The following is a 19151-nucleotide window of genomic DNA, read 5'->3' on the forward strand; positions in this document are numbered from 1 at the left end:
GTTTACTGTTGTTGGGTTGGGATTAGGCGAGGTCGAAGAGGAGGGCTTCAGTGTCTTGGGTGGCCGTGAGGGTGAGGGTGCCGGTGTCGTCGGTACTAACGGCGTCGCCAGGATTGATGGGGGTACCATTGACGGTGAGGGTGCCTTTGATGAGCTGGATCCAGGCGCCGCGACCGGGGGCGACTTCATGGGTGGTGGATTTGCCGGCTTCAAGGCGCACGCGGTAGATGTCGGCGTCTTGATGGATGGTGGCGGAGCCTTCGCGGCCATCGGAGGAGATCACGAGGACTTTCTCGGCGGTCTCATGCTCGGGCTTGGGATGCCATTCGGTGTAGCTGGGTTTGAGGCCGTTTTGACGCGGACGAATCCAGATCTGGAGGAGACTGCCGGGTTCAGTCTTGGAGGGATTGAACTCGCTATGGGTGACGCCGCTGCCGGCGCTCATGAGCTGGATCTGGCCGGGGAGAAGGGTGCGACCGTTGCCCATGCTGTCCTTGTGCGCGAGAGCGCCGTAGAGGACGTAGCTGAAGATTTCCATGTCGCGATGCGGATGGGTGGGGAAACCTGCGCCGCCGGTGATGACGTCCTGATTGATGACACGAAGGCTGCGGAAGCCCATGTGCGCGGGATCGTAGTAGTCAGCGAAGCTGAAGGTGTGGTAGCTGTCGAGCCAGCCGTGGTTGGCATGGCCGCGTTCATTGGAGAGGCGAAGATTGAGTTTCATAACGACGCTGCATTCGCGCAGAAGCCGTCAGTCCTCCAATGCCACTTGCTTCACAAGTTCATGCCGTGAGGTAATGATTTTTGGGTATGGGGCACTGCATGATCGCGGAGCCAATGCGCCGCAGGCTGGTGCCCGAATGACTATCGCGAAGCGCTGGGTTTGCTTTCCAGAGTTGCATTCCGTACCCAGGGACGCCTCGCTGAGGCTTCCTCCTTAGCTATGCGAGCTTTGAATGATGCGAGAGCGCTGGACGTTGCGGGAGCGTGAGGGATCGGGACGATCCCTCTCCTCCAAGCGCTCCATGCGCAGATCTTTCCGGCCTAGTTTATCAACAGGCTGCCAGGGCCGGAGTGTGGCGGCGCGAGGTGGCGAAGAGAGTGGCATCTTATCAAGCAGGTTCATGGTCGAGGGCAGGATGAGCCGATCTGGCAAGAGGCTTGAACATTGCCTGGGTGTGATTGGAAAGCTCCATGACATGCCGCGCGCAACAGCCTCTTTGGGCGCGGAGTTATGCATGCTTGCGGAGTGCTGCGGAATAAATTCCGCGCTCCCTGCCCCGAATTCGCAGGCGATTTGCGCTTACTCGCGGCCTTTGACGACCTTCACCAGAGGACGATAGCCGTACTCGTTGAGGAGGGTGATGGCGCCGCGATCGCTGGAGTCGCGGGCGACGTCGGACCAGGAGTTGAGGGCGTTGTAGATGCTGTCCATGGCGGCTTCGAGGGATTCGGCGCGGGTGGCGGCGGCGTGGGATTTGTAGAGGGACTCGATGGCGCTGATGTAGTGGAAGGTGAATTCGAGGCGCTTGGCGTTGTAGAGTGTGAACGTGCGCGAGCCTTCGCGGGCGCGGGTGTTGGCACGGTACATTTCGTTCATGGCGGTGGCGTAGAACGCTTTGGCTTCGGTGAGCCAGTCGGGCAGGGTTTTCTTGGAGTTCAGATGGCGCAGCAGCATGTCGGGTGCGGGGATGCCGAGATTGGGATCATTTTTGGAGATGAGCTGCGAGGCTTTGTCGATGGCCTGGAAGCCAAGCCACATGCGCTCGGCAACGCCTTCACCGCAGATGGGAGTGACGAGCTCGCTGAGGGCTTTTTCGCTGGTGAAGTCGTTTTTGGGCAGGACGGAAACGGCCACGGGTTCTGCGGCCACGATTTCAAAACCGAGTTTGGTGGCGTGCTCGCGAAAGCGAGTAGTGATGGCGGCGACATCGGGATTGCCGAAAGTGGACGCACCGTGGAAGGCTTTGCGACCGCCGGTGTCGCCATCGACGCGGATGGGTTTGAATGGGACGATTTTTGCGGGGATGGCGATGGTGGTGTACTTCAATGTTTGGAGGCGCTTGAGGAGTTGTTCGAGTTCCTCCTGGGTCCATGACTCCTGCCCCATGGCGTTGCCGGTGTAGCCATTCCAGACACGTGAGCCATGCGGAGGCTGCGCGGTGATGATCTCGATGGTGTCCGAAGTGGAAGCTGACTTGGTGGTCTCCGCCAAAGCGGGTGCGGAGGCAGTGGAGGAAACACACAGAAGGCTTTCGCGGGTGCGGACGAAGAGGCGGCCGTCAGCGATGGCGGGTGTGGCGATGATTTCTTCGCCCATGTCGTGCTTGGCGAGGACCTTGAGCTGCGGCGCGTCCTCGAGTTCGACGATGAAGCCGTTTTTGGCGGCGATGTACACTTTGCCAGCAGCGGCGATGGGTGAGGCGAAGTAGTCGCCGAAGTTGCCGAGGCGGCTGCGATCCCACAGTGTTTTGCCGTTCTTGGCGTCGTAGCAGCTGGACATGCCGCCGCTTTTGACGACGTAGAGGCGGTCGTTGAAGAAGAGGGGTGAGGAGAGGTTTGAGGGGGTCTTGGGATCGATGTTCCAGAGGACGTGGGTCTTGGTGACATCGCCACTGCCGCCGCCTTTGATGGCCTGAATGATGTTGCCGCCAGCGGCCATGTTGTCAGGGGACTGGAAGGCGGTGTCGATCTCCTCGGGGCCGATGACTTTGTCGTGGTTTTTATCGGAGGCGTCGAAGCGCTCGTGGAACTCTTTGGGAGTTTCCTCACGGGAGAGGATTTTGTCCTGGTTGGTGTCGAGCCATTCGAGCAGGGCGTGCTTCAAAGTGCGTGTGGAATCGCCGTAGCTTTGAACGGCGACGTAGATGACGCCGTCATGCACGACGGGCGAGGTCATGATGGTGCGAAGGAGGGTGTTGCAGGTCCAGAGTTCCTTGCCGGTGGCGGGATCGTAGCCTTTCAATTTGCCGCTGCCGGCGATGACGAGATCGGTGCGGCCATTGGCTTCACAGAGGACAGGCAGCGAATAACCGGCGAGCATTTCTTTGCGCCGGGTCTTCCATTTTTCTTTGCCGGTTTTCGCATCGACGGCGACGACGAAGGGGGCGAGGTCGTCGTCCTGGCAGAAGATGACGGTGTCGTTGTAAACGATGGGCGATGAAGCGGCGCCCCAGTCCATCAAGTAGGCGGGTTGCGTCATAGTATGACGCCAGACTTCCTGGCCGGTGGTGAAGTCGAAGGCGAGGAGGCCGATGGTGCTGAAGTAGACGTAAACACGCTCGCCATCGGTGGCGGGAGTGGAGGAGGCGTGGCTGTTTGGCGGGGTGATGCGCGGGAGGGTGCCGGTGTCGAAATCGCTGCGCCAGAGCTGTTTGCCGTTGATGACGTCGAAGCTGAAGAGGCCGAGCTTTTGATCTCCGAGCATGGCGGTGGTGAGGACGCGGCCGTTCTTCACGATGGGCGACCCGATGCCGTCGCCAATCTTGGCTTTCCACGCGATGTTTTTTTCGGCGGAGAATTCCTGGGGGAGATTTTTGGAGGGGGAGATGCCGGTGCCATTGGAGCCGCGGAACTGGGGCCAGTCTTCGGCGTGGAGGGTGACGGAGAGAAGCAGGGCGGTGAGGAGGATGCGATGCATGAAGGGCATTAGGTTAAAGGTTTTTAGCGAGGCTGGTGATGGTGTGCATGCCACGATGCGCAGGCGTGTGGCGGAGGGAAATGCAGACGCTGCTAGTGGCCGGGAGGGTGTGGCGAAGTGCTGGGTTTGCTTTCCGATATGCTTGAGGCAACCCAGGGTCGCCTCGCTGAGGCTCGGCTGACCCTGGGCTATATTCCGCAGCCCCTTTGGGGCTGGTGCGAGAATGAGTGCGGTCTCTATAAAGAGTGCCGTTCATGCGATGCATACGCAGGGCGGTCAGCCGAAGAGTTCGGTGAGGGGTTTGCCTTCGTCGAGGAGGTTGTAGGCGCGGCCGAGCTTGTCTTTGGCTTCGAGGTCCTGGATGCCCATGGCGTAATAGACGGTCTTGGTGATGTCTTCAGGATAGATGGGGCGGTCTTTGGGGAGTTCGGCGCGGGCGTCGGTTTCGCCGACGACCTGGCCGCCGCGAATACCAGCACCTGCCATGAGGACGCTCATGCAGGAGGTCCAGTGATCGCGGCCGGCACCGAGGGTGCCGCCGGAGCGGCGGTCGCCGACTTTGGGCATGCGGCCCATTTCGCTGGTGACGAGGACGAGTGTTTCATCGAGCAGGCCCCGGCCTGAGAGGTCTTCCATGAAGGCGGAAAAGGCCTGATCAAACTGCGGGAGGAGGTACTTGCGAAGGCAGTTAAAGTTGTCGCCGTGGGTGTCCCAGCCGCCGGCGCTCTTGCATTGTTTGGCGGTGCTTTCGTCTTCCTTCCAGAAGACGGTGACAAAGGGGACACCGGCCTCGACGAGGCGGCGTGCCATAAGGAGGCTGGTGCCGTTGATGGTGTTGCCGTAGCGGGCGCGCAGTTTGTCGGGCTCGGACTTGATATCGAAGGCGTTTGAGGTACCGCTGGATGACAGGAGGTCAAAGGCACGCTCCTGCTGCTTCACGTAGTTTTGGACTGCGGCTTCGTGATCAAGTTCGCGCCGGGCCTGATTCATGTCGTTCAGCAGGGCGTGACGGTCCTGCATGCGGGCAGCGGTCATGCTGCCGGACATGGAGATGGTGGGGGCGCTGAAATTCAGGGGTTCATCGAAGCTGCCGGTGAGATAGAAGGGATCGTGCTCCATGCCGATGCGGCCGGCGAACTGGCCGGGGCGGGTGAAGGGCAGTTTGCTGGGCTTGTGCGGGAGGGAGATGATCTGCGGGAGCGTGGGATGCACTGGCCGCTTCATGCCGACCACACTGCCCATGTAGGGCCAGTCTTCGGGATAGGGGCGGCGGTCATTGCCCTGCTGCTTGAAGGTGGGATCGGGGGCGTGGCCGGTGAGGTTGTAATAATAACCGGCGTGGTGATCGCCCGTGGCGCGACCGCCATCGGTGACGCCGTGGACGAGGGCGAAGTTGTGAGCTTGTTTGGCGAGAAGCGGGAGGTGCTCACAGAGGCGGATGTCTGCGCCGGTGGTGCGGATGGGTTTGAACTCGCCGCGAAATTCCAGAGGGGCTTCGGGCTTCATGTCCCACATGTCGATGTGGGAGGCACCGCCGCAGAGGAAGAAGAGCACGGTGGATTTCGCCGGCTTTGCGAGCGTGGAGGCGGGAACTCCGGGGCCGGTGGAAGCTTTCAAGGCAGGGCCGAAACGCAGCGATGCGAGTCCCAGCGTCGAGGCCGTGAGAAAGGCCCGGCGGTCCATTGAGGGACGAAAAAGCGGTGAGTCCATAAGATGCGCGCAAGCCACCTACGTTCGCCAAATGGCCGCCTTACGGATGAGCGGACGATTTGCGCATAGAGCCGGAGTGTGGTCTGATCCGGCGTGGAATTTCACCAGCTTCGTTACTTCATCGCCGCCGCCGAGGATTTGAGCATTTCAGCTGCGGCGAAACGCCTGCATGTGACGCAACCTGCGCTGAGTCGGCAGATCGGCGTGCTGGAGGCGGAGCTGGGGGTGGCGTTGTTTGACCGCATTCGGAAGCGAATCTATCTCACGGAGGCGGGTCGTTTTTTTCTGCCGAAGGCGAGGCAGATCGTGTGTGATGCGGAGACGAGTGCGCAGCAGCTGCGCGAGCAGTATGGCAAGGCACGGCGGACGCTGCGCCTGGGATTTCTGGCGCCGTTTCTGGATGATCTGGTGGTGCCTGCGGTGCGTGAGTTCCGGCAGCGGCATCCGAAGGCGCAGGTGAGCTTGTTTGAGCTGCCGCCGAGGGCGCAGCTGGACCGGCTGCGGAACCATGAGCTGGATGCGGCGATCCTCGGGAACATCTCGGAGAGTGATCGCACCTTTTTCAACACGCGGACGTTGTCACGCCATAAAATGGCGGCGCTGCTGCCCGAGGATCATGCGCTGGCGAAGAAGAAGACGATCAAGCTCGCGGAACTGAAGAACGAACGGTGGGTGTCGCTTTCTGACACGTCTTTCCCGGGGCGGCGGGAGTTTTTGCGCTCGATTTGTCAGCAGGCGGGGTTTGATCCGCAAATTGTGAGCGAGGTGGATTCGCTTTCGATGATGCTGGGGACGGTGACGACGCTGGGCGGGGTGGCGTTGATTCCCGGGCATGCGAGCAAGATGCCGCACGGGGGATGTGTGTTTGTGCCGCTGGCAGCGCCTGTGCCGACGACGGAGCTGCTGCTGGTGCTGCCGAAGCAAGAGGCGAGCAAGGAGCTGACGACGCTGACGAGTTTGATCGCGGAGCTGGCGGCGCAGTTGGCGAAGGGGTAGGCGGTATTGGAGTGGTGTGTGATCACGGCGCGACTGCGCGGCGGGGCTGGTGGCAAACGCTGCTGGTGAGCGTGGTGTGCAGCGGAGCGCTGGGTTTGCTTTCCGGTGACTGGCCTGGGTACCAGGGTAGCCTCGCCGAGGCTCGGCAACCCTTCGCTATGTTGCATGACCCCGTTGGGGTCGGAGTGCGGCGGAACGGAGTGGCGAGAAGATTGTGGCTGATCACCACGGAGGTTCAGCGAAGGAGATGATGGGCCGAGGTGTATAGCGTTTTGCGAAACTGATTTCCGGAAAGTGAGCGTGGAGCCGCTCGGCGGCCTCTTGAGGACAAGCCGCCCTACCTCGCGCTGGACATTCGAATGCCCCTCGCGGGTAGGGCTGGTTGTCCTCAACCAGCCGCCGTCGAAGCCCAAGATTTTCGAGCAAGAAGCAGCCTGCTAAACGGAAATGAGTTTTGCGAACCGCTATAGCGGCGAAACGAAACATCCACTTACTGAGCCGTGCACAAGGGGGATAGCATTCATTGCCTGCGCAGGAGGTTTGAAGCTTCGCCAAGCAACGCCTTGATTGCCCGAGATTCGTCAATCTTTCTGGCATTTGAGCGTGCAGGCCAGGCGCGATTGACGATTGTTGAACAAGGATTGTTGATTTTTGAAGTGTCGAGCCAGCTCAACTTATTGAGTGAGCCATGCACAAGGGGGACAGCATTCATTGCATGAATGCGCTGAAGGTTTGGAGCTTCGCCAAATTCCGCACGCCTTGATTGCCCGAGATTCGTCAATCTTTCCGGCTTTTGAGCGTGCAGGCCAGGCGCGATTGACGATTGATGAACAAGGATTGCTGATTTTTGAAGTGACGAGCCAGCGACAACAAGGTGACGTTATGAGAGGCTCGATCGCTGAGCGCCATCGTAGCTAGCGAGGAGTCTTACTCGTGCAGGCTGGCGGTGGAGGCGCGGAACTGGGGGAGGTCGGCGAGGATGTTCTGGCTGCGCATGAGGGTTTCGCCGATGAGGAGGGAGTCGGCGCCGGCTTCGGCGAGGCGGAGGGCGTCGGCGGGGGTTTTGATGCCGCTTTCGGAGACGAGGACGATGTCGTCGGGGATTTCCTCGGCGAGTTCCTCGGTGGTGGCGAGATCGACGGTGAAGGACTTCAGGTTGCGGTTGTTCACGCCGATGATGCGGGCGTCTGTGGCGAGGGCGCGTTCGAGCTCGGGGAGGTTGTGAACTTCGACGAGGGCATCGAGCTGGAAGGTGTGAGCGACTTCGAGGAGATGCTCGAGGGTGGGCTGGTCGAGAGCGGCGACGATGAGGAGGATGGCATCGGCCCCGGCGACGACGGCTTCAAAGATCTGAGCCTCGTGAATGATGAAGTCTTTGCGCAGGCAGGGGATGTCGAGCTGCTCGCGGATGAGCGAGAGGTATTCGAGGCGGCCCTGGAAGTATTTTTCATCCGTGAGGACGGAGATGGCACTGGCACCGGCTTTCTCATAGCCCCGCGCGATGGTCAGGGGATCGAAGTCTGCCGCGATGGTGCCGACGGAGGGTGAGGCGCGTTTGACCTCGGCGATGATGCTGAGGCGCGTGGGGTCTGCGCGGAGGGCATCGTAAAAGGAGCGGACGTCATTGCGCAGGGCGGCGGCGGCGCGGAGCTTTTCAGCGCGCGGCAGCAGGCGTTGCAGTTCGGTGTGCTTGTGGGCGATGATTTCGTCCAGCTTGTTCATAGGGGGGCGCACGGTGGCGGAGGGATGGCGTTGTGCAACCCTCTACTGAAGGCAAATACGCATGCAGGGGCTTCTTGACGTCGTGCGTGAAGCAGGCTCTCTCTGCAAGAAATGCCCGAAGTGCCCATCAGTCCCGCCGCCGTGATCGAACTGCTCACCACCGAACACATCCTGGAACCGCAGGAGCCCCTCACCCCTGACACGGACCTGTTTTCCATGGGACTGGATTCCATGGCGATGATGCAGCTGCTGCTGCTCATTGAGGAACGATTCCGGCTGACGATCAATCCGGCGGAAATGACGCGGGAGCGTTTTGCCACGGCCAGTGCGCTGGCGGGCTTTCTGGGAGAAAAACGCCGCCTAGCCGCCTGATGCCGATCCTGCCCGCCACCACGGTCGATTTTTTCCTCGCGGGGCTTGAGGCGTTCATGCGCCGAAGCGGGCAAGGAACGCATTGGGGGGTGACCGTGCTGCAGCTGGAGGGGAAACCGGACGCGCAGACTTTGACGCGGGCATGGGAACAGATCCACGCCCAGCATCCGATGCTGGGGGCGCGGCTGAAGCGGCAGTGGCGCGGCTGGCGGTGGGTCTGGGAGACACATGGCACAATTACTGCACCGCCCATCTGCTGGCATGGGGTGCAATCGCTGCCCCCTGGCGAAGAGGTTATTCAAGAACGGCTGCAGGGCAGAAGCAGCAGCGGAGCACTGACCACTCCTTTATGGATGGAGGTTTTTCCGTGGGGGACGGACGGCGGACATGTGATTCTCCTGACCTGGCGGCATGCGCTGCTGGACGGGACGGGGATCAATCTGCTGCTGGAAAAGCTGGCGGCGGGAGCGTGTGCAGCGGGGCCTCCGCCCCAGACCCTGCCGCCGCGTGAAAGCATGGCCCGCGTGTATAAGAGAGCCAAACCGCTGACAGACAGGCTGCATGAGATGACCTCTGCCGGATGCCTTTCCGCATGGAAGAAGGGGATGCCCACCGGCGGACGGCCGGAATACCGGCTGATCGAACTTTCCAAGGAGGAGTCTGCAAAGGCCATGGCGCGACTACGCGGGCTGTGCGGCGACTTTTTGCAGATGCCGTTTTATGCGGCGATGGCCGCACGTGCTTTGCGGCTGCTGCATGAACGGCGTGACTGGCACAGTCCGGAGATCCACCTGCACCTGCCAATGCAGCTGCGGGGCAGAAGCCGTGAGCTGATTTTCGGCAACCACATGGGAGCCATGCCGCTGTTTCTGGATGCCGGGGCGCTGGGCACGGTGGATCAGGCGGTAGCGCATGTGCTGGAAAAGTACCGTGAGGCGATGAAGCAGGAGAGGGCGCAGGCATCCGAAGCGCTGACGACGCTGGCGGCTCAATTACCACTGAGTACATTCATCCCCATGGTTCGCTGGACGAACATGGGGCAGATTTGCAGCCTGTTTCACTCACATACCGGTTCTTTTCTGCCGGGACGCAAAGAATTTGCGAGAGCCGCAGTGCAAAACATTTACACCATCCCCAGTGTCAGCACGCCGCCGGGACTGGGCATTTTTGTCTCTGATTATGCCGGACTCATCACGGTGACGCTGGCATGGAGGGGAGACGGAGTGTCTCACGCAGAGATCGAAGCACTGGATCGGCGCATTCGGACGGATTTGACCGGCATTGCGGAAGAGTGACCGCAATGAAATTGATTAAAGTGCCAGGGAACCGCGACATGGACAGGCAGGCTGCCGTTGCTTCCGTCAGGACCTGGCGGGGTTCGCAAGCTGAACATCCGCGGCCCCTGACACTGGTGTTGTAACTGCTGGGCTCATCGGGCACAAGCAAGATTGCAGCCTAAAGACAAAATGGGTGAAAATTGGTGTTGTCGAAACCCGGTGGTTCCGGTAAAAATTAGACTTTAAATTCTCAAATTACGCTTTCGTATGGTCTGGAAAATTCTATCCGCTCTCTCTGCCGTCTGTCTGGGCACCGCCTGCTATTTTGCCTGGGCAAACCAAAAACTGCTCGTGGAGGAGCGTAAACGCGAGGGTTTTGCCAATGAGAATCTGGCAGCCATGACGGCCCACATCGCCAAGGCAGAAGAGGCGAAAAAGAGCCGTGAAACGCAGCGCGACATGGCGAATCAGGAGCTCGAAACCACCAAAACGTCCGTGGCAGACTTTGCCGCCAAGGTGCAGACCGCCGAGCAGGAACTGGCTGCGGTGAAGACCAATCTGGAGCAGACCGCGAAGGTGGTGAGTCAGAATCAAAAGGTGATTGACGAAGCTGGCGACATCAAAAAGCTGCTGGCTCAGATCGATGCCATCAAAAAAGAACGCGCCGAAGCCGAATCGGCACTGGCCAACCAAATTCAACATCTGGCCGCCGCGCAGGAAAGAATCACCAGCCTGACCAATGCAGCCAAAGAGGCCGAGGAACGCGAAGCCCGTGGCCGGCGCGGCATTGTGGATGACGATTTCACCGCCAAAGTTGCCTATTCTTATACCGACTGGGGCTTTGTGGTGCTCAACAAGGGCAACGGTGGTGGTGTTTTTGCCAATGCGGATCTTGAAGTGAAACGCGGCAAGGACGTGGTCGCCAAGCTGAAAGTGCGTGATGTGGAGCAAAATTCCTCCGTGGCCGACTTGGTCAAAGGCAGCCTTGCAGAAGGCGAGCATATTCGCTCGGGTGATCTTGTGGTGGCTGCTGCTGAGCAGAGCGCCAAGACCGCCGCAACCAAGACGCCTGATGGAGCCGCTGCTCCTGCAACGGGAGCCGCAGGCGCTGCCCCAGCCGCCACACCTCCTGCAGCAGGTGCCGCGATGGGTTCTGATCCTTTTGGTGCTCCGGCCCCAGCTCCTGCGGCTCCTGCCATGGGTGCCGATCCGTTTGGAGCTCCTGCGACCCCGGCAGCGCCTGCCGCCCCTGCCATGGGCGCTGATCCGTTTGGCACCGCTCCTCCTGCGACACCTCCAGCCGGAGGCGCCGCGCCAGCTCCAAGTACTGCGGACCCCTTTGGCACAGCGCCACCGGCCGCCAAGTGATCGCAGACATCCGTTAGTCGCCTGACACCTTTCCCAGCTCCCCTTTTCCCATGACCAAAGTTCTTTTCATCCTTAGCGCAGTGGTGATCCTTGTAGCCAGCTTCTTCGCCTACCAAAATGGGCGTGAGTTTGCCGACGTTCGCACCAAGGTGGCGGGGATTAACGCAAGCATCACGAGTCAAAAGAGCGCCCAAGAAAAGCTGCTGCGCCCAGGCTCGGGTGAAGTGCCCAAGCTGGTGGCAGACATCGCCCGCGTGCAGGGTGATCTGGACGTCGAAGCAGAGAAGCTCAAGGCGCAGAAGAACAAGCTGGCTCAAACCCAGGAAGAAATCACGCGCGCCCAGGAAGAGTTTGCGGTGAAGGAGAAAAAGAAGCAGGAACAGGACGCTCTCCTCAAAGATCTTCCGCAGGGCATGAAGCCAGAGACCATGGTCGAAGGCATCCAGAAGCTGAAGAAGGAAAAGCTCGACTTTGAGGCGCAGGCTGAAATCAAAAAGAAAGAAGTGGCCGCTGAGGAAGACAAGGTGGCTGGCATCCAGAAGCGTTTGGATGAAGTGGTGCACAAAATTGAGGACCGCCGTAAAAACTTTGAGCGCAACAGCCTGAGCTCCCGCGTCATCGCCGTGAACTATGACTGGGGCTTTGTGATCATTGACGCAGGCAAGATGACGGGCCTCACCGAGCAGACCAAATTGATCGTCACCCGTGGCGCGCAGACTGTCGGCAAAATCAGCATCATGACGGTTGATGGGAAAAATTCCATGGCCGCCATTGTGCCGGATGCAGTCGTCAATGGTCAGGTGATCATGCCAGGAGATCGTGTGATCCTCGAAAACTTGGTGCAAAACTGATTTGTCTCGTGCATAGGGAGGACCTCATGAAGACACGACTGCTCAGCTTTCTGCTTTTGGCAATCACCGCCGCATGCTCCCTTTCCTCCTGTGCCTCGGATGAACCGAAGCGCAAGAAAGTGGTGGGACCGGATGGCAGTCAGTACAGCAACCTCCCGTGGAACCGTCCGCGGTCCTGGGAAGGCAACGCCAAATACGGTGGCATGGTTCCTGGCAGCCGCTAAGGTGCTGACGCGCCAACGGTTTGGTGGACAATCTCGTTGGTGAGGGTTCGCGAGAGCCTTGGAGCTCGGTATGCTAAAAGGAGGTCATCCTTGCTTGGCCCCTATTATTTGGAAGGGATGGACGAAGCGGAGTTCGGAGGGATCAAATTGATCCCTTTCCTTTGTTACCAACGCCGCAAAAGACTCCAAATATGGTTTTCGACAGGGTGCTGTAGCGAATTCGGAAACTGGTTTTCGAACAGGGTGCTTGGGGACGTTCGGCGGCGGTTGGAGGACCAACCGCCCTACCTTCGCGCCATGAGCGCTTGAACGCCAAGCACGAGACAGGGTTGGCTGGTCCCAAGTGGATGCCGTCGAAGGCAGTCATCCCCTAACAGGAGCCAGCCGGCCATTCTGAAATGAGTTTCCAGAATCGCTATGGGGATGCTGGTGTCTGAGAAGATCGCTTATTCCGCAGCTTCGAGAAGTGCTTCGCCGTCTGCTGTTTTGACGATGCGATAGAAGCAGGTGGGACGCTTGGTGTGGCAGCAGCCGCCGCCGTGCTGTTTGACACGCAGAACCAAGGCATCCTGGTCACAGTCGGTGCGGATGTCGATGATCTCCTGAAATTCACCGCTGGTGGCCCCTTTGTGCCAGAGCTGGTTGCGGCTGCGGCTCCAATAAACTGCCTGACCAAGTTCCAGGGTCATTTTGAGGGACTGCTCGTTCATGTAGGCGAGCATCAGAGGCGCACCGGTCTCGGCATCAACCGCCATCGCGGGCATGAGGCCATGCTCATCGAATTTGGGGGCAAACAGCATGCCTTCTTCAATGGCATGCTTCGACTCACGGGGGGCGAAGGAGATGGGAGGGGAGGCGGACATGGAAAGGATCTATGCTAGCGGCACATCCCTGCCGTGCAACCACCTCATTTTCCAGGAAAGATGGGGAGCACACTTTTGAGGAGGTCGGTTCCGGCGTTTACGCCGTTTTCGATGACGCCGCTGGCCCCATTGATGACTTTGCCGGGTAATTTGGCTGCGCCCTCACCCAGCACTGGTTTGAGCAGGGTTTCAGCCCCCTGGCCGACGATGGCGCCGGGGGTGTCAAGGAAGAGGGACATGCCGGCAGCACCGATGAGGCGGCTGCTGAGGTCCTCCATGGGGGCATCGAGCGTACCGACGATGCGCACCCGCGTCCATTGCAGGCCGGGAGGCGCGCCCGGGTTGTTTTCCACAAAGACGCGGTTGTTGGCGCCGGGGATGCCGCTCAAGGTTTCTGGCGTAACGCCGAGAAGGAAATCACCCTCCAGCGCGCGGCCGCGAATGGTCAGGGCGCCTTCGATGCGGAGGAGGCCGTTGGACTGCACGATGATTTTTTCAATGCGGAGGGCGTCGCCTTGTGGCCGGATGGAGGCGCTGCAGATGTCGAGCACGAGGCGTTTGAACCTGTGGGTGTTCGTGTAGGTCACGAGCTTGTCGAGAATGGGCAGACCGGTGAGCGCGCCGTCCTTGAGCGAGAGATCGGCCTTCCATGCTGGCGGTGCATTGCGTGCGCCGGCCATTTCGAGATCGCCTTCGATCTTGCCAGAGAGGCGCTGCTTCCACCACTCATCGAGAAATTCATCCATGGGGACGGCTTTGACATGGGTGAAGATCTGCCATGCGCCGGTTTCATACTTCACTGAACCCCGCAGGGTGGCCTCAGAAGCCTGCTTCCAACGCAAGGCGGCGTCACTGATCTGAAACTGGGTGTCTGCCACACGCAGCGTGGCCCTGGTGAGATCAAACTGGAGAGGCTCTTTTTGTTGGGGAGCCAGGATGGGGGTGTGCAATTTACCCCCGTTCAATTTGGCGGACACGGACACCTCACCTGTGTGCCAGTCGCCAAGGCGCAGCTGTGAGTCTGCGATCTTCCATCCTTCCTGTTCAAACATGAAACGATGAGCCTCGAAACCGCTGATGCGCGTCTGGGTGGGGATGTAGCGGCGCAGAAAGGCGGGGATGCCATCGTTACTGGCGTCGAATTTAGCGGCGTTTGGAGCGGGCGGACTGCTTGCAGCTGCGGTGTGGCGCAGGGTGAGGTCGTCTGCTCCGGCATTCTGGATGCTCCACTTCCCCTGCCGGATGGCACCGAAATCGAGGGCAGCACGCAGGCCCCCTGCCTCCACGCTCCAGCCAGGATTGGAAAAGGACAGTTCGGTGACGCTGGCGGTGTCATCGTTCCAAGTGATCGGAGCGATGTGCGCGCTGCCGTCCATGCGTGCGGCAATCAGATCCTCGGCCTTTTGGCGAAAATCATCCTTCTGAACATAGGCACGGATATAACTGGTGACGAGGGTGGGAGCCAGCAGCATGAGAATGACCCCGCTGACGAGGATCAAACCCGCCAGCCACCACAGCCAGCCAAAAGAAGAAGAGGAGGGACGCTGGCCCGGTCTGTTGCGGCGTTGCATTTTGGTGGTGGATTGAATTTTTTCGTCGCCAGAGCAGGACTCCCCGGCCTAGTGTCAGAAACCTATTTAACCTGTATGCTCAAAGCTCTCAACGTTTGTCTTGAAGTCGAAGGTCCGAAAGACTCGGAGAACAGCACGCTGCACCTGCTCCGAGAAGTGAGCTTCAATGTTCCCCCCGGGCATCTGGTGGCGATCGTGGGGCCATCGGGCTGTGGCAAGACGACCTTGCTGAAAGTGATCACCGGCATTCAGCAGCAGACGTCTGGGGAACTGCTGTGGGACGGCAGGAATTTGAGCGATGAAGAGGATCTGCATCCTGGAGATCTTGGCTACGTGCCGCAGTTCAGCGTGGCCTATGATCTGCTGACGGTGGAGGAGAGCATCGCCAGCGCGATGGTGCTGCGGACGCAGCTGTCGCAGACGGAAGATTTCATCCCGGCGCTGGACCACATTCTGGAGGTGACGGGTTTGACGCATCTCTCCGACCGACAGGTGAAGGTGCTTTCCGGAGGGCAGAAGCGCCGCCTGGGTCTGGCGCTGGAACTGGTGACCGACCCCTGCCTGCTGCTGTGCGATGAGGTCACCAGCGGACTGGACCCGAAATCCGAAAACGAGATCACCAATCTGCTGCGCGTGCTTTCGCGCGGGCATCCGAAGCGTGTGGTGGTCAATGTCACGCACAGCCTTGCGAGTCTGGACGCCTATGACAGCGTGATGGTGATGTATCAGGGAGTGCTGACCTATCACGGCCCGCCGAATGCGATGATGCATTACTTTGCGGCCGAGCACCCCGAAGAGGTCTATCTCAAGCTCACGGAGCGCAAGGCCGGGGACTGGCATGAGTCATGGGAGAAGCACCGTGACACCTATTACAAGCGCCATGGATTCGACGGCAGGCGTGTGCTGCCTGAAGAGGAGGAGAAGAAGGAGGCCAAGAAAAGCAGCGGCCCCTCCAAGACCACCGTGCGTGAGGAGCGTGCGGTGGCAAAAATAGAGCACGTTGAAGCGTTTGAGCATCTGGACCTGCCCCCGGTCGAAATGCCATCCATGACGACGCAGTTGTTTGAGCTGCTGCGCCGGCGGTGGACGATTTTCCGCCGTGACAAGGCGCAGGTGTGGCTGCACCTGGCGATGCTGCTGGGCTTTCCGCTGCTTGTCGTGATTTTCGCGCTGGACGGCATCAAGCCGCTGCGGGCGCTTTCGACCCATCAGGATGACAACTTTGCGCAGGAGATCATCCAGGTGTCGAAATATAAAGAGGAGCAGCTCAAGGCCGGAGGGCTGGTCTCCGGACTGATCATGCTGCAGGTGGTGCTGGTGACCCTGATGGCGAGCAACAACGCGGCGCGTGAAATCGCCTCTGAACGACTGATTTTGGAGCGCGAGAAACTGGGAGGACTGCACCCGTTTGCCTACATCGGCAGCAAGGTGATCTTTCTGGGCATGTTCGTGCTGGCGCAGAGTTTATGGATGGGGTTCTTCGTGGACATGGTGACCGGAGGGCTGCCTGGAGATCTGGTGACCAAGCTGGTGCTGCTAGTGCTGGCCTCGGCGGCGATGACCAGCGTGTGTCTGGGCATCTCGGCCATGAGCAAGACACCGGAAAAGGCCACAATCCTGTGCATCTACCTGGTCGGCTTTCAGCTTCCGCTCTCGGGTGCGGTGCTCACGCTGCCTGACTGGCTGGAGAACTGGGTGCAGCCGCTTGTGGTCGCCTTCTGGAGCTGGAGCGGCAGCCTGAGCAGCATGCGCAGCACCGCCTTTTATGATGCGGTGAAGCAGGTGACCTCCACGGATCTGATCGGGCCCGGGATCGCTGGATTCGTGCTGTTTGTGCATGTACTGGTCGGCCTTGGCATGACCTTCATCGGCGTGCAGCGGAGCCAGTGGGACACTTGAAGAGGGTTACGGTTGTTGAGCGTGATTTTTCTGAGCCGCTGATCTGGGCGTTAGAATTTGTCGGCCATTTTTATGCCGAGCCAGAAGGCGGCTGGGATGATGGCGGCGAAGAAGGTCCAGTGACGCTGCGGCGGAGGAGCGGGGCGAGGGTAGGCGGGGATGAGGCCGGCGGATGTCATGCGATCGTAGAGATCGGGGTGTGACAATCGTTTCGTCATCACTGCGGGCATCTGGTTGGCCTGGTAGAGCTTCTCAAGAGCACGGGCGTAGACCGGACCTTCGGCTTCATTCGTGACGGACATGGAGTCGGCGCGGTTTTCCATGCGCTTGGCGGTGTTCGCGGCCAATTTTCGAAGCAGCAACACACCGAGAAAAAGCCAGAACACGCCACCGATTTGGAAGTGGTGCACGACGGGACGGGTGAATGCGAAACCCAGCCAGCTCAGGCCGCCCAGCATTCTCGAACAGAGCACGGAGCGAGATTCGCTCAGATGCGCCATTTCATGCTGCACGAGGGTGCGCAGTTCGGCATCATCCAGCTCTTTCATGGCCGGCGTGGTCACGATGATGCTGCGGATATACATCAAGGCGAAAGCATTGGCCATGATGGCATCCATCACCCATGCACGGACGGGAGGCACGCCGGATGCAGCGGTGACTTCGTCGACGATCTGCCGCAGACGGGAGGTGTGCGGATTTGCACTGAGGCCAGGCAGGGCACGCAACCAGACGCCGGAGTAAATCAGGACCAGCAACACGGCAGCCACACCCAACCTGAGCCAATCTCTGGATTCAAGACTTTCGGAGGTGGAGATGGTCGCCCAGACAATGACGCCAAGCCAGGCGGAAGTGAGGAGCAGCATCCACAACGTCTGCCGCAACCAGAGACGCAGGGTGAATCCAGGCCAGACAAGGCGGTCGATGAAAAACTGTGCCGTGAAAAAACCGCCCAGTGTACCGAAGAGCACCATGCTGACAGCAGGCACATCAGCGGCGAGTTCATGGCGCAGAATAAAACCAAGACCGATGACACTCATGGCAACGGCGGTGCGTGTCTTGCGCGCCAGCCACAGCCAGCGTGCACGTTCCGTCCAGTGCTGATCCCGGACCCGCATCCAAGGGCGCAGGGACAGCCGCATCAGCGTGTAGCTGTAGAGACCACTGGCGAGAAACAGCAGGCTGAGAAAGAGTGCGGGAGAAAGCATGATCAGTGAGGCAGGCCGAAAAGATAATAAGCGGTGCAGAGCAAGGCGAGCACGATGATGCCGGCGTTCAGTTCGCGTGCGCGGCCTGAGGCCAGTTTTAGAACTGGATGCACGACCAGACCGGCGGTGAGGCCGTTGGCGATGTTGTAAGTGAAGAGCATCATCACGATGGTGACGAAGGCCGGGACCCACTCGGTGAGATCATCGAAGTCGATGCGGCGGACGGAGCCGGTCATGAGAACTCCGACGGCGATCAAGGCGGGGCCGTAGGCAAAGCGGAGCTGCTGCAGGGGCTCGATCAAGGGGATGAAAAACAGCGAGAGGGCAAACAATGCGGCTGTGACGAGCGCGGCGAGGCCGGTGCGTGCGCCAGCGCTGATGCCGGTGGCGGATTCAATGTAGGCACCGCTGGTGGAAGTGCCGACGAGACCGCTGAACATGCAGGTGAGCGCATCGACGAGCATGGGCTTCTCCACCTGGGGAAAGTTTCCTTTTTCATCGAGCAAGTTCGCTGCGGCACCGAGTCCGGTGAGTGTGCCGAGGGTGTCGAGAAAACTCATCAGGAAGAGGGTGAGCAGCACGGGAAGGAAGCTGAGCTGGAGAACGCTGGTGATGTCCAGCTTGAAGGCGATGCGGCTCAGGTCATACTCGCCGGTGAAGGGCAGCGCAGCGATGGCCTTGGGCATGTGGCCGAAGCCGAGCGCGCCGCCGATCAGTGCTGTGACAATGATGCCGATTAGGAGTGCGCCGCGCACTTTGCGAATCATGAGCACGGTCATGAGCAGGAAGCCGCCGAGTGCGAGCAGGACCTGAGGATCGCGCAAATTGCCGATTTTGACGGGGACTGCAGGGGAGAGGAACAGGCCGTGCGCATCGGTGGGCAATGCTGTCGTTGGCATGCCGGTCACGAAGCTGGTGACGATGCCGGTTTCATACAAACCGATGAAGGCCAGGAACAGACCGATGCCGACGGCGAAACTGTGTTTCAATCCGGCAGGCACGGAATTCGCCAGCCAGCCGCGAATGCCGAGCAGTGTGATGATGAGAAACAAAACACCGCTGACGAAAACAGCGCCGAGACGCTGCACCCAGCCAATGCCGAGTGCGGCGAGACCAAAGGCGATGAAGGCATTTTCCCCCATGTAGGGCGCGACTGCGATGGGTCGATTGGCGATCAGGGCCATCAGCAGACAGCCCACTGCCGCCGTCAAAATGGTGGCCACGGTGCCGGGACCCACGGGAATGCCGGCGAAAGAGAGGATCGCCGGATTCACCACCATGATGTAGGCCATGGTGACGAAGGTGGTCACGCCGCCGATGATTTCGGCGCGGACTGACGAGCCATGCTGATGCAGTTTGAAGAAGGCAATCATGCTGCGGTGGAGAGGAGCGTGGAAGAACCGAGCTGCAATTTGAATCCGCGTTCCAATGCGGCGTGTTTTATGCGCAATTC

General features: G+C 59.9%; 16 protein-coding genes and 1 other RNA gene. 7 read left to right on the forward strand and 10 right to left on the reverse strand.

The annotated features are described in order from the left end of the window. Nucleotides 1-22: 22 nt before the first annotated feature. The 3 genes from WAW39_RS14255 to WAW39_RS14265 all read right to left on the reverse strand — a co-directional run bounded on the left by WAW39_RS14255 (nucleotide 23) and on the right by WAW39_RS14265 (nucleotide 5350). Nucleotides 23-724 carry a pirin family protein gene (locus tag WAW39_RS14255; RefSeq protein ID WP_422319870.1) on the reverse strand — a complete coding sequence of 234 codons (702 nt, stop codon included), beginning with the start codon at nucleotides 722-724 and terminating at the stop codon, nucleotides 23-25. Between the two features lie 579 nt (nucleotides 725-1303). Then, complete coding sequence (locus tag WAW39_RS14260; protein ID WP_422319871.1) at nucleotides 1304-3640, reverse strand: PQQ-binding-like beta-propeller repeat protein; 2337 nt, start codon at nucleotides 3638-3640, stop codon at nucleotides 1304-1306. 276 nt (nucleotides 3641-3916) lie between these two features. Then, the gene (locus WAW39_RS14265) at nucleotides 3917-5350 is read right to left on the reverse strand and encodes a DUF1501 domain-containing protein (protein ID WP_422319872.1); all 1434 of its coding nucleotides are present in this window, start codon (nucleotides 5348-5350) and stop codon (nucleotides 3917-3919) included. Nucleotides 5351-5443: 93 nt separating this feature from the next. Here WAW39_RS14265 and WAW39_RS14270 point away from each other — a divergent pair, with 93 nt between their 5' ends. Beyond that, complete coding sequence (locus WAW39_RS14270; RefSeq protein ID WP_422319873.1) at nucleotides 5444-6346, forward strand: LysR substrate-binding domain-containing protein; 903 nt, start codon at nucleotides 5444-5446, stop codon at nucleotides 6344-6346. A 520-nt stretch (nucleotides 6347-6866) separates the two neighbouring features. Here WAW39_RS14270 and WAW39_RS14275 read toward each other — a convergent pair. Both WAW39_RS14275 and trpC read right to left on the reverse strand, forming a co-directional pair. Continuing rightward, nucleotides 6867-7058, reverse strand: a complete 192-nt coding sequence (locus tag WAW39_RS14275) for a hypothetical protein (RefSeq protein ID WP_422319874.1) — start codon at nucleotides 7056-7058, stop codon at nucleotides 6867-6869. A 215-nt stretch (nucleotides 7059-7273) separates the two neighbouring features. Next, nucleotides 7274-8068: an indole-3-glycerol phosphate synthase TrpC gene (trpC, locus tag WAW39_RS14280; RefSeq protein ID WP_422319875.1), complete on the reverse strand. Its 795-nt coding sequence runs from the start codon at nucleotides 8066-8068 to the stop codon at nucleotides 7274-7276. A gap of 111 nt (nucleotides 8069-8179) precedes the next feature. Between trpC and WAW39_RS14285 the strand changes: the two genes are divergently transcribed. Together WAW39_RS14285 and WAW39_RS14290 are read left to right on the forward strand one after the other, a co-directional pair. Then, nucleotides 8180-8440 (forward strand): acyl carrier protein, encoded by a 261-nt coding sequence (locus WAW39_RS14285; RefSeq protein ID WP_397379955.1) that lies wholly within the window; start codon nucleotides 8180-8182, stop codon nucleotides 8438-8440. Continuing rightward, nucleotides 8440-9735, forward strand: a complete 1296-nt coding sequence (locus WAW39_RS14290) for a hypothetical protein (RefSeq protein WP_422319876.1) — start codon at nucleotides 8440-8442, stop codon at nucleotides 9733-9735. Before WAW39_RS14285 ends, WAW39_RS14290 begins: the two co-directional genes overlap by 1 nt. Nucleotides 9736-9753: 18 nt before the next feature. Here the strand turns inward: WAW39_RS14290 and ffs are convergent. Then, nucleotides 9754-9848: signal recognition particle sRNA small type (gene ffs, locus WAW39_RS14295), an RNA gene on the reverse strand. A 136-nt stretch (nucleotides 9849-9984) separates the two neighbouring features. On the opposite strand from ffs, the gene WAW39_RS14300 reads away from it, so the two are divergent. The 3 genes from WAW39_RS14300 to WAW39_RS14310 are packed head-to-tail and all read left to right on the forward strand — an operon-like array spanning nucleotide 9985 to nucleotide 12160. Continuing rightward, the gene (locus WAW39_RS14300) at nucleotides 9985-11085 is read left to right on the forward strand and encodes a hypothetical protein (protein WP_422319877.1); all 1101 of its coding nucleotides are present in this window, start codon (nucleotides 9985-9987) and stop codon (nucleotides 11083-11085) included. Nucleotides 11086-11135: 50 nt separating this feature from the next. Beyond that, entirely contained in the window at nucleotides 11136-11936 is an 801-nt protein-coding gene (locus WAW39_RS14305; RefSeq protein WP_422319878.1) for a hypothetical protein, read from the forward strand. Nucleotides 11937-11962: 26 nt separating this feature from the next. Beyond that, nucleotides 11963-12160, forward strand: coding sequence for a hypothetical protein (locus WAW39_RS14310; protein ID WP_422319879.1), 198 nt, complete (start codon nucleotides 11963-11965; stop codon nucleotides 12158-12160). Nucleotides 12161-12606: 446 nt separating this feature from the next. Here WAW39_RS14310 and hisI read toward each other — a convergent pair whose 3' ends face one another. Further along, nucleotides 12607-13023 carry a phosphoribosyl-AMP cyclohydrolase gene (gene hisI, locus WAW39_RS14315; protein ID WP_422319880.1) on the reverse strand — a complete coding sequence of 139 codons (417 nt, stop codon included), beginning with the start codon at nucleotides 13021-13023 and terminating at the stop codon, nucleotides 12607-12609. A gap of 44 nt (nucleotides 13024-13067) precedes the next feature. Continuing rightward, nucleotides 13068-14594: a hypothetical protein gene (locus tag WAW39_RS14320; protein ID WP_422319881.1), complete on the reverse strand. Its 1527-nt coding sequence runs from the start codon at nucleotides 14592-14594 to the stop codon at nucleotides 13068-13070. A gap of 75 nt (nucleotides 14595-14669) precedes the next feature. On the opposite strand from WAW39_RS14320, the gene WAW39_RS14325 reads away from it, so the two are divergent. Further along, nucleotides 14670-16493: an ATP-binding cassette domain-containing protein gene (locus tag WAW39_RS14325; protein WP_422319882.1), complete on the forward strand. Its 1824-nt coding sequence runs from the start codon at nucleotides 14670-14672 to the stop codon at nucleotides 16491-16493. Between the two features lie 50 nt (nucleotides 16494-16543). Here the strand turns inward: WAW39_RS14325 and WAW39_RS14330 are convergent, their stop codons facing one another. Both WAW39_RS14330 and WAW39_RS14335 read right to left on the reverse strand, forming a co-directional pair. Further along, nucleotides 16544-17698 carry a M56 family metallopeptidase gene (locus WAW39_RS14330; RefSeq protein ID WP_422319883.1) on the reverse strand — a complete coding sequence of 385 codons (1155 nt, stop codon included), beginning with the start codon at nucleotides 17696-17698 and terminating at the stop codon, nucleotides 16544-16546. Between the two features lie 2 nt (nucleotides 17699-17700). After that, on the reverse strand, nucleotides 17701-19071 hold the full coding sequence (locus WAW39_RS14335) for an NCS2 family permease (RefSeq protein WP_422319884.1): 1371 nt from the start codon (nucleotides 19069-19071) through the stop codon (nucleotides 17701-17703). Nucleotides 19072-19151 lie beyond the last annotated feature (80 nt).

Source organism: Prosthecobacter sp., from assembly GCF_049294395.1.
Taxonomy (GTDB): Bacteria; Verrucomicrobiota; Verrucomicrobiia; order Verrucomicrobiales; family Verrucomicrobiaceae; genus Prosthecobacter.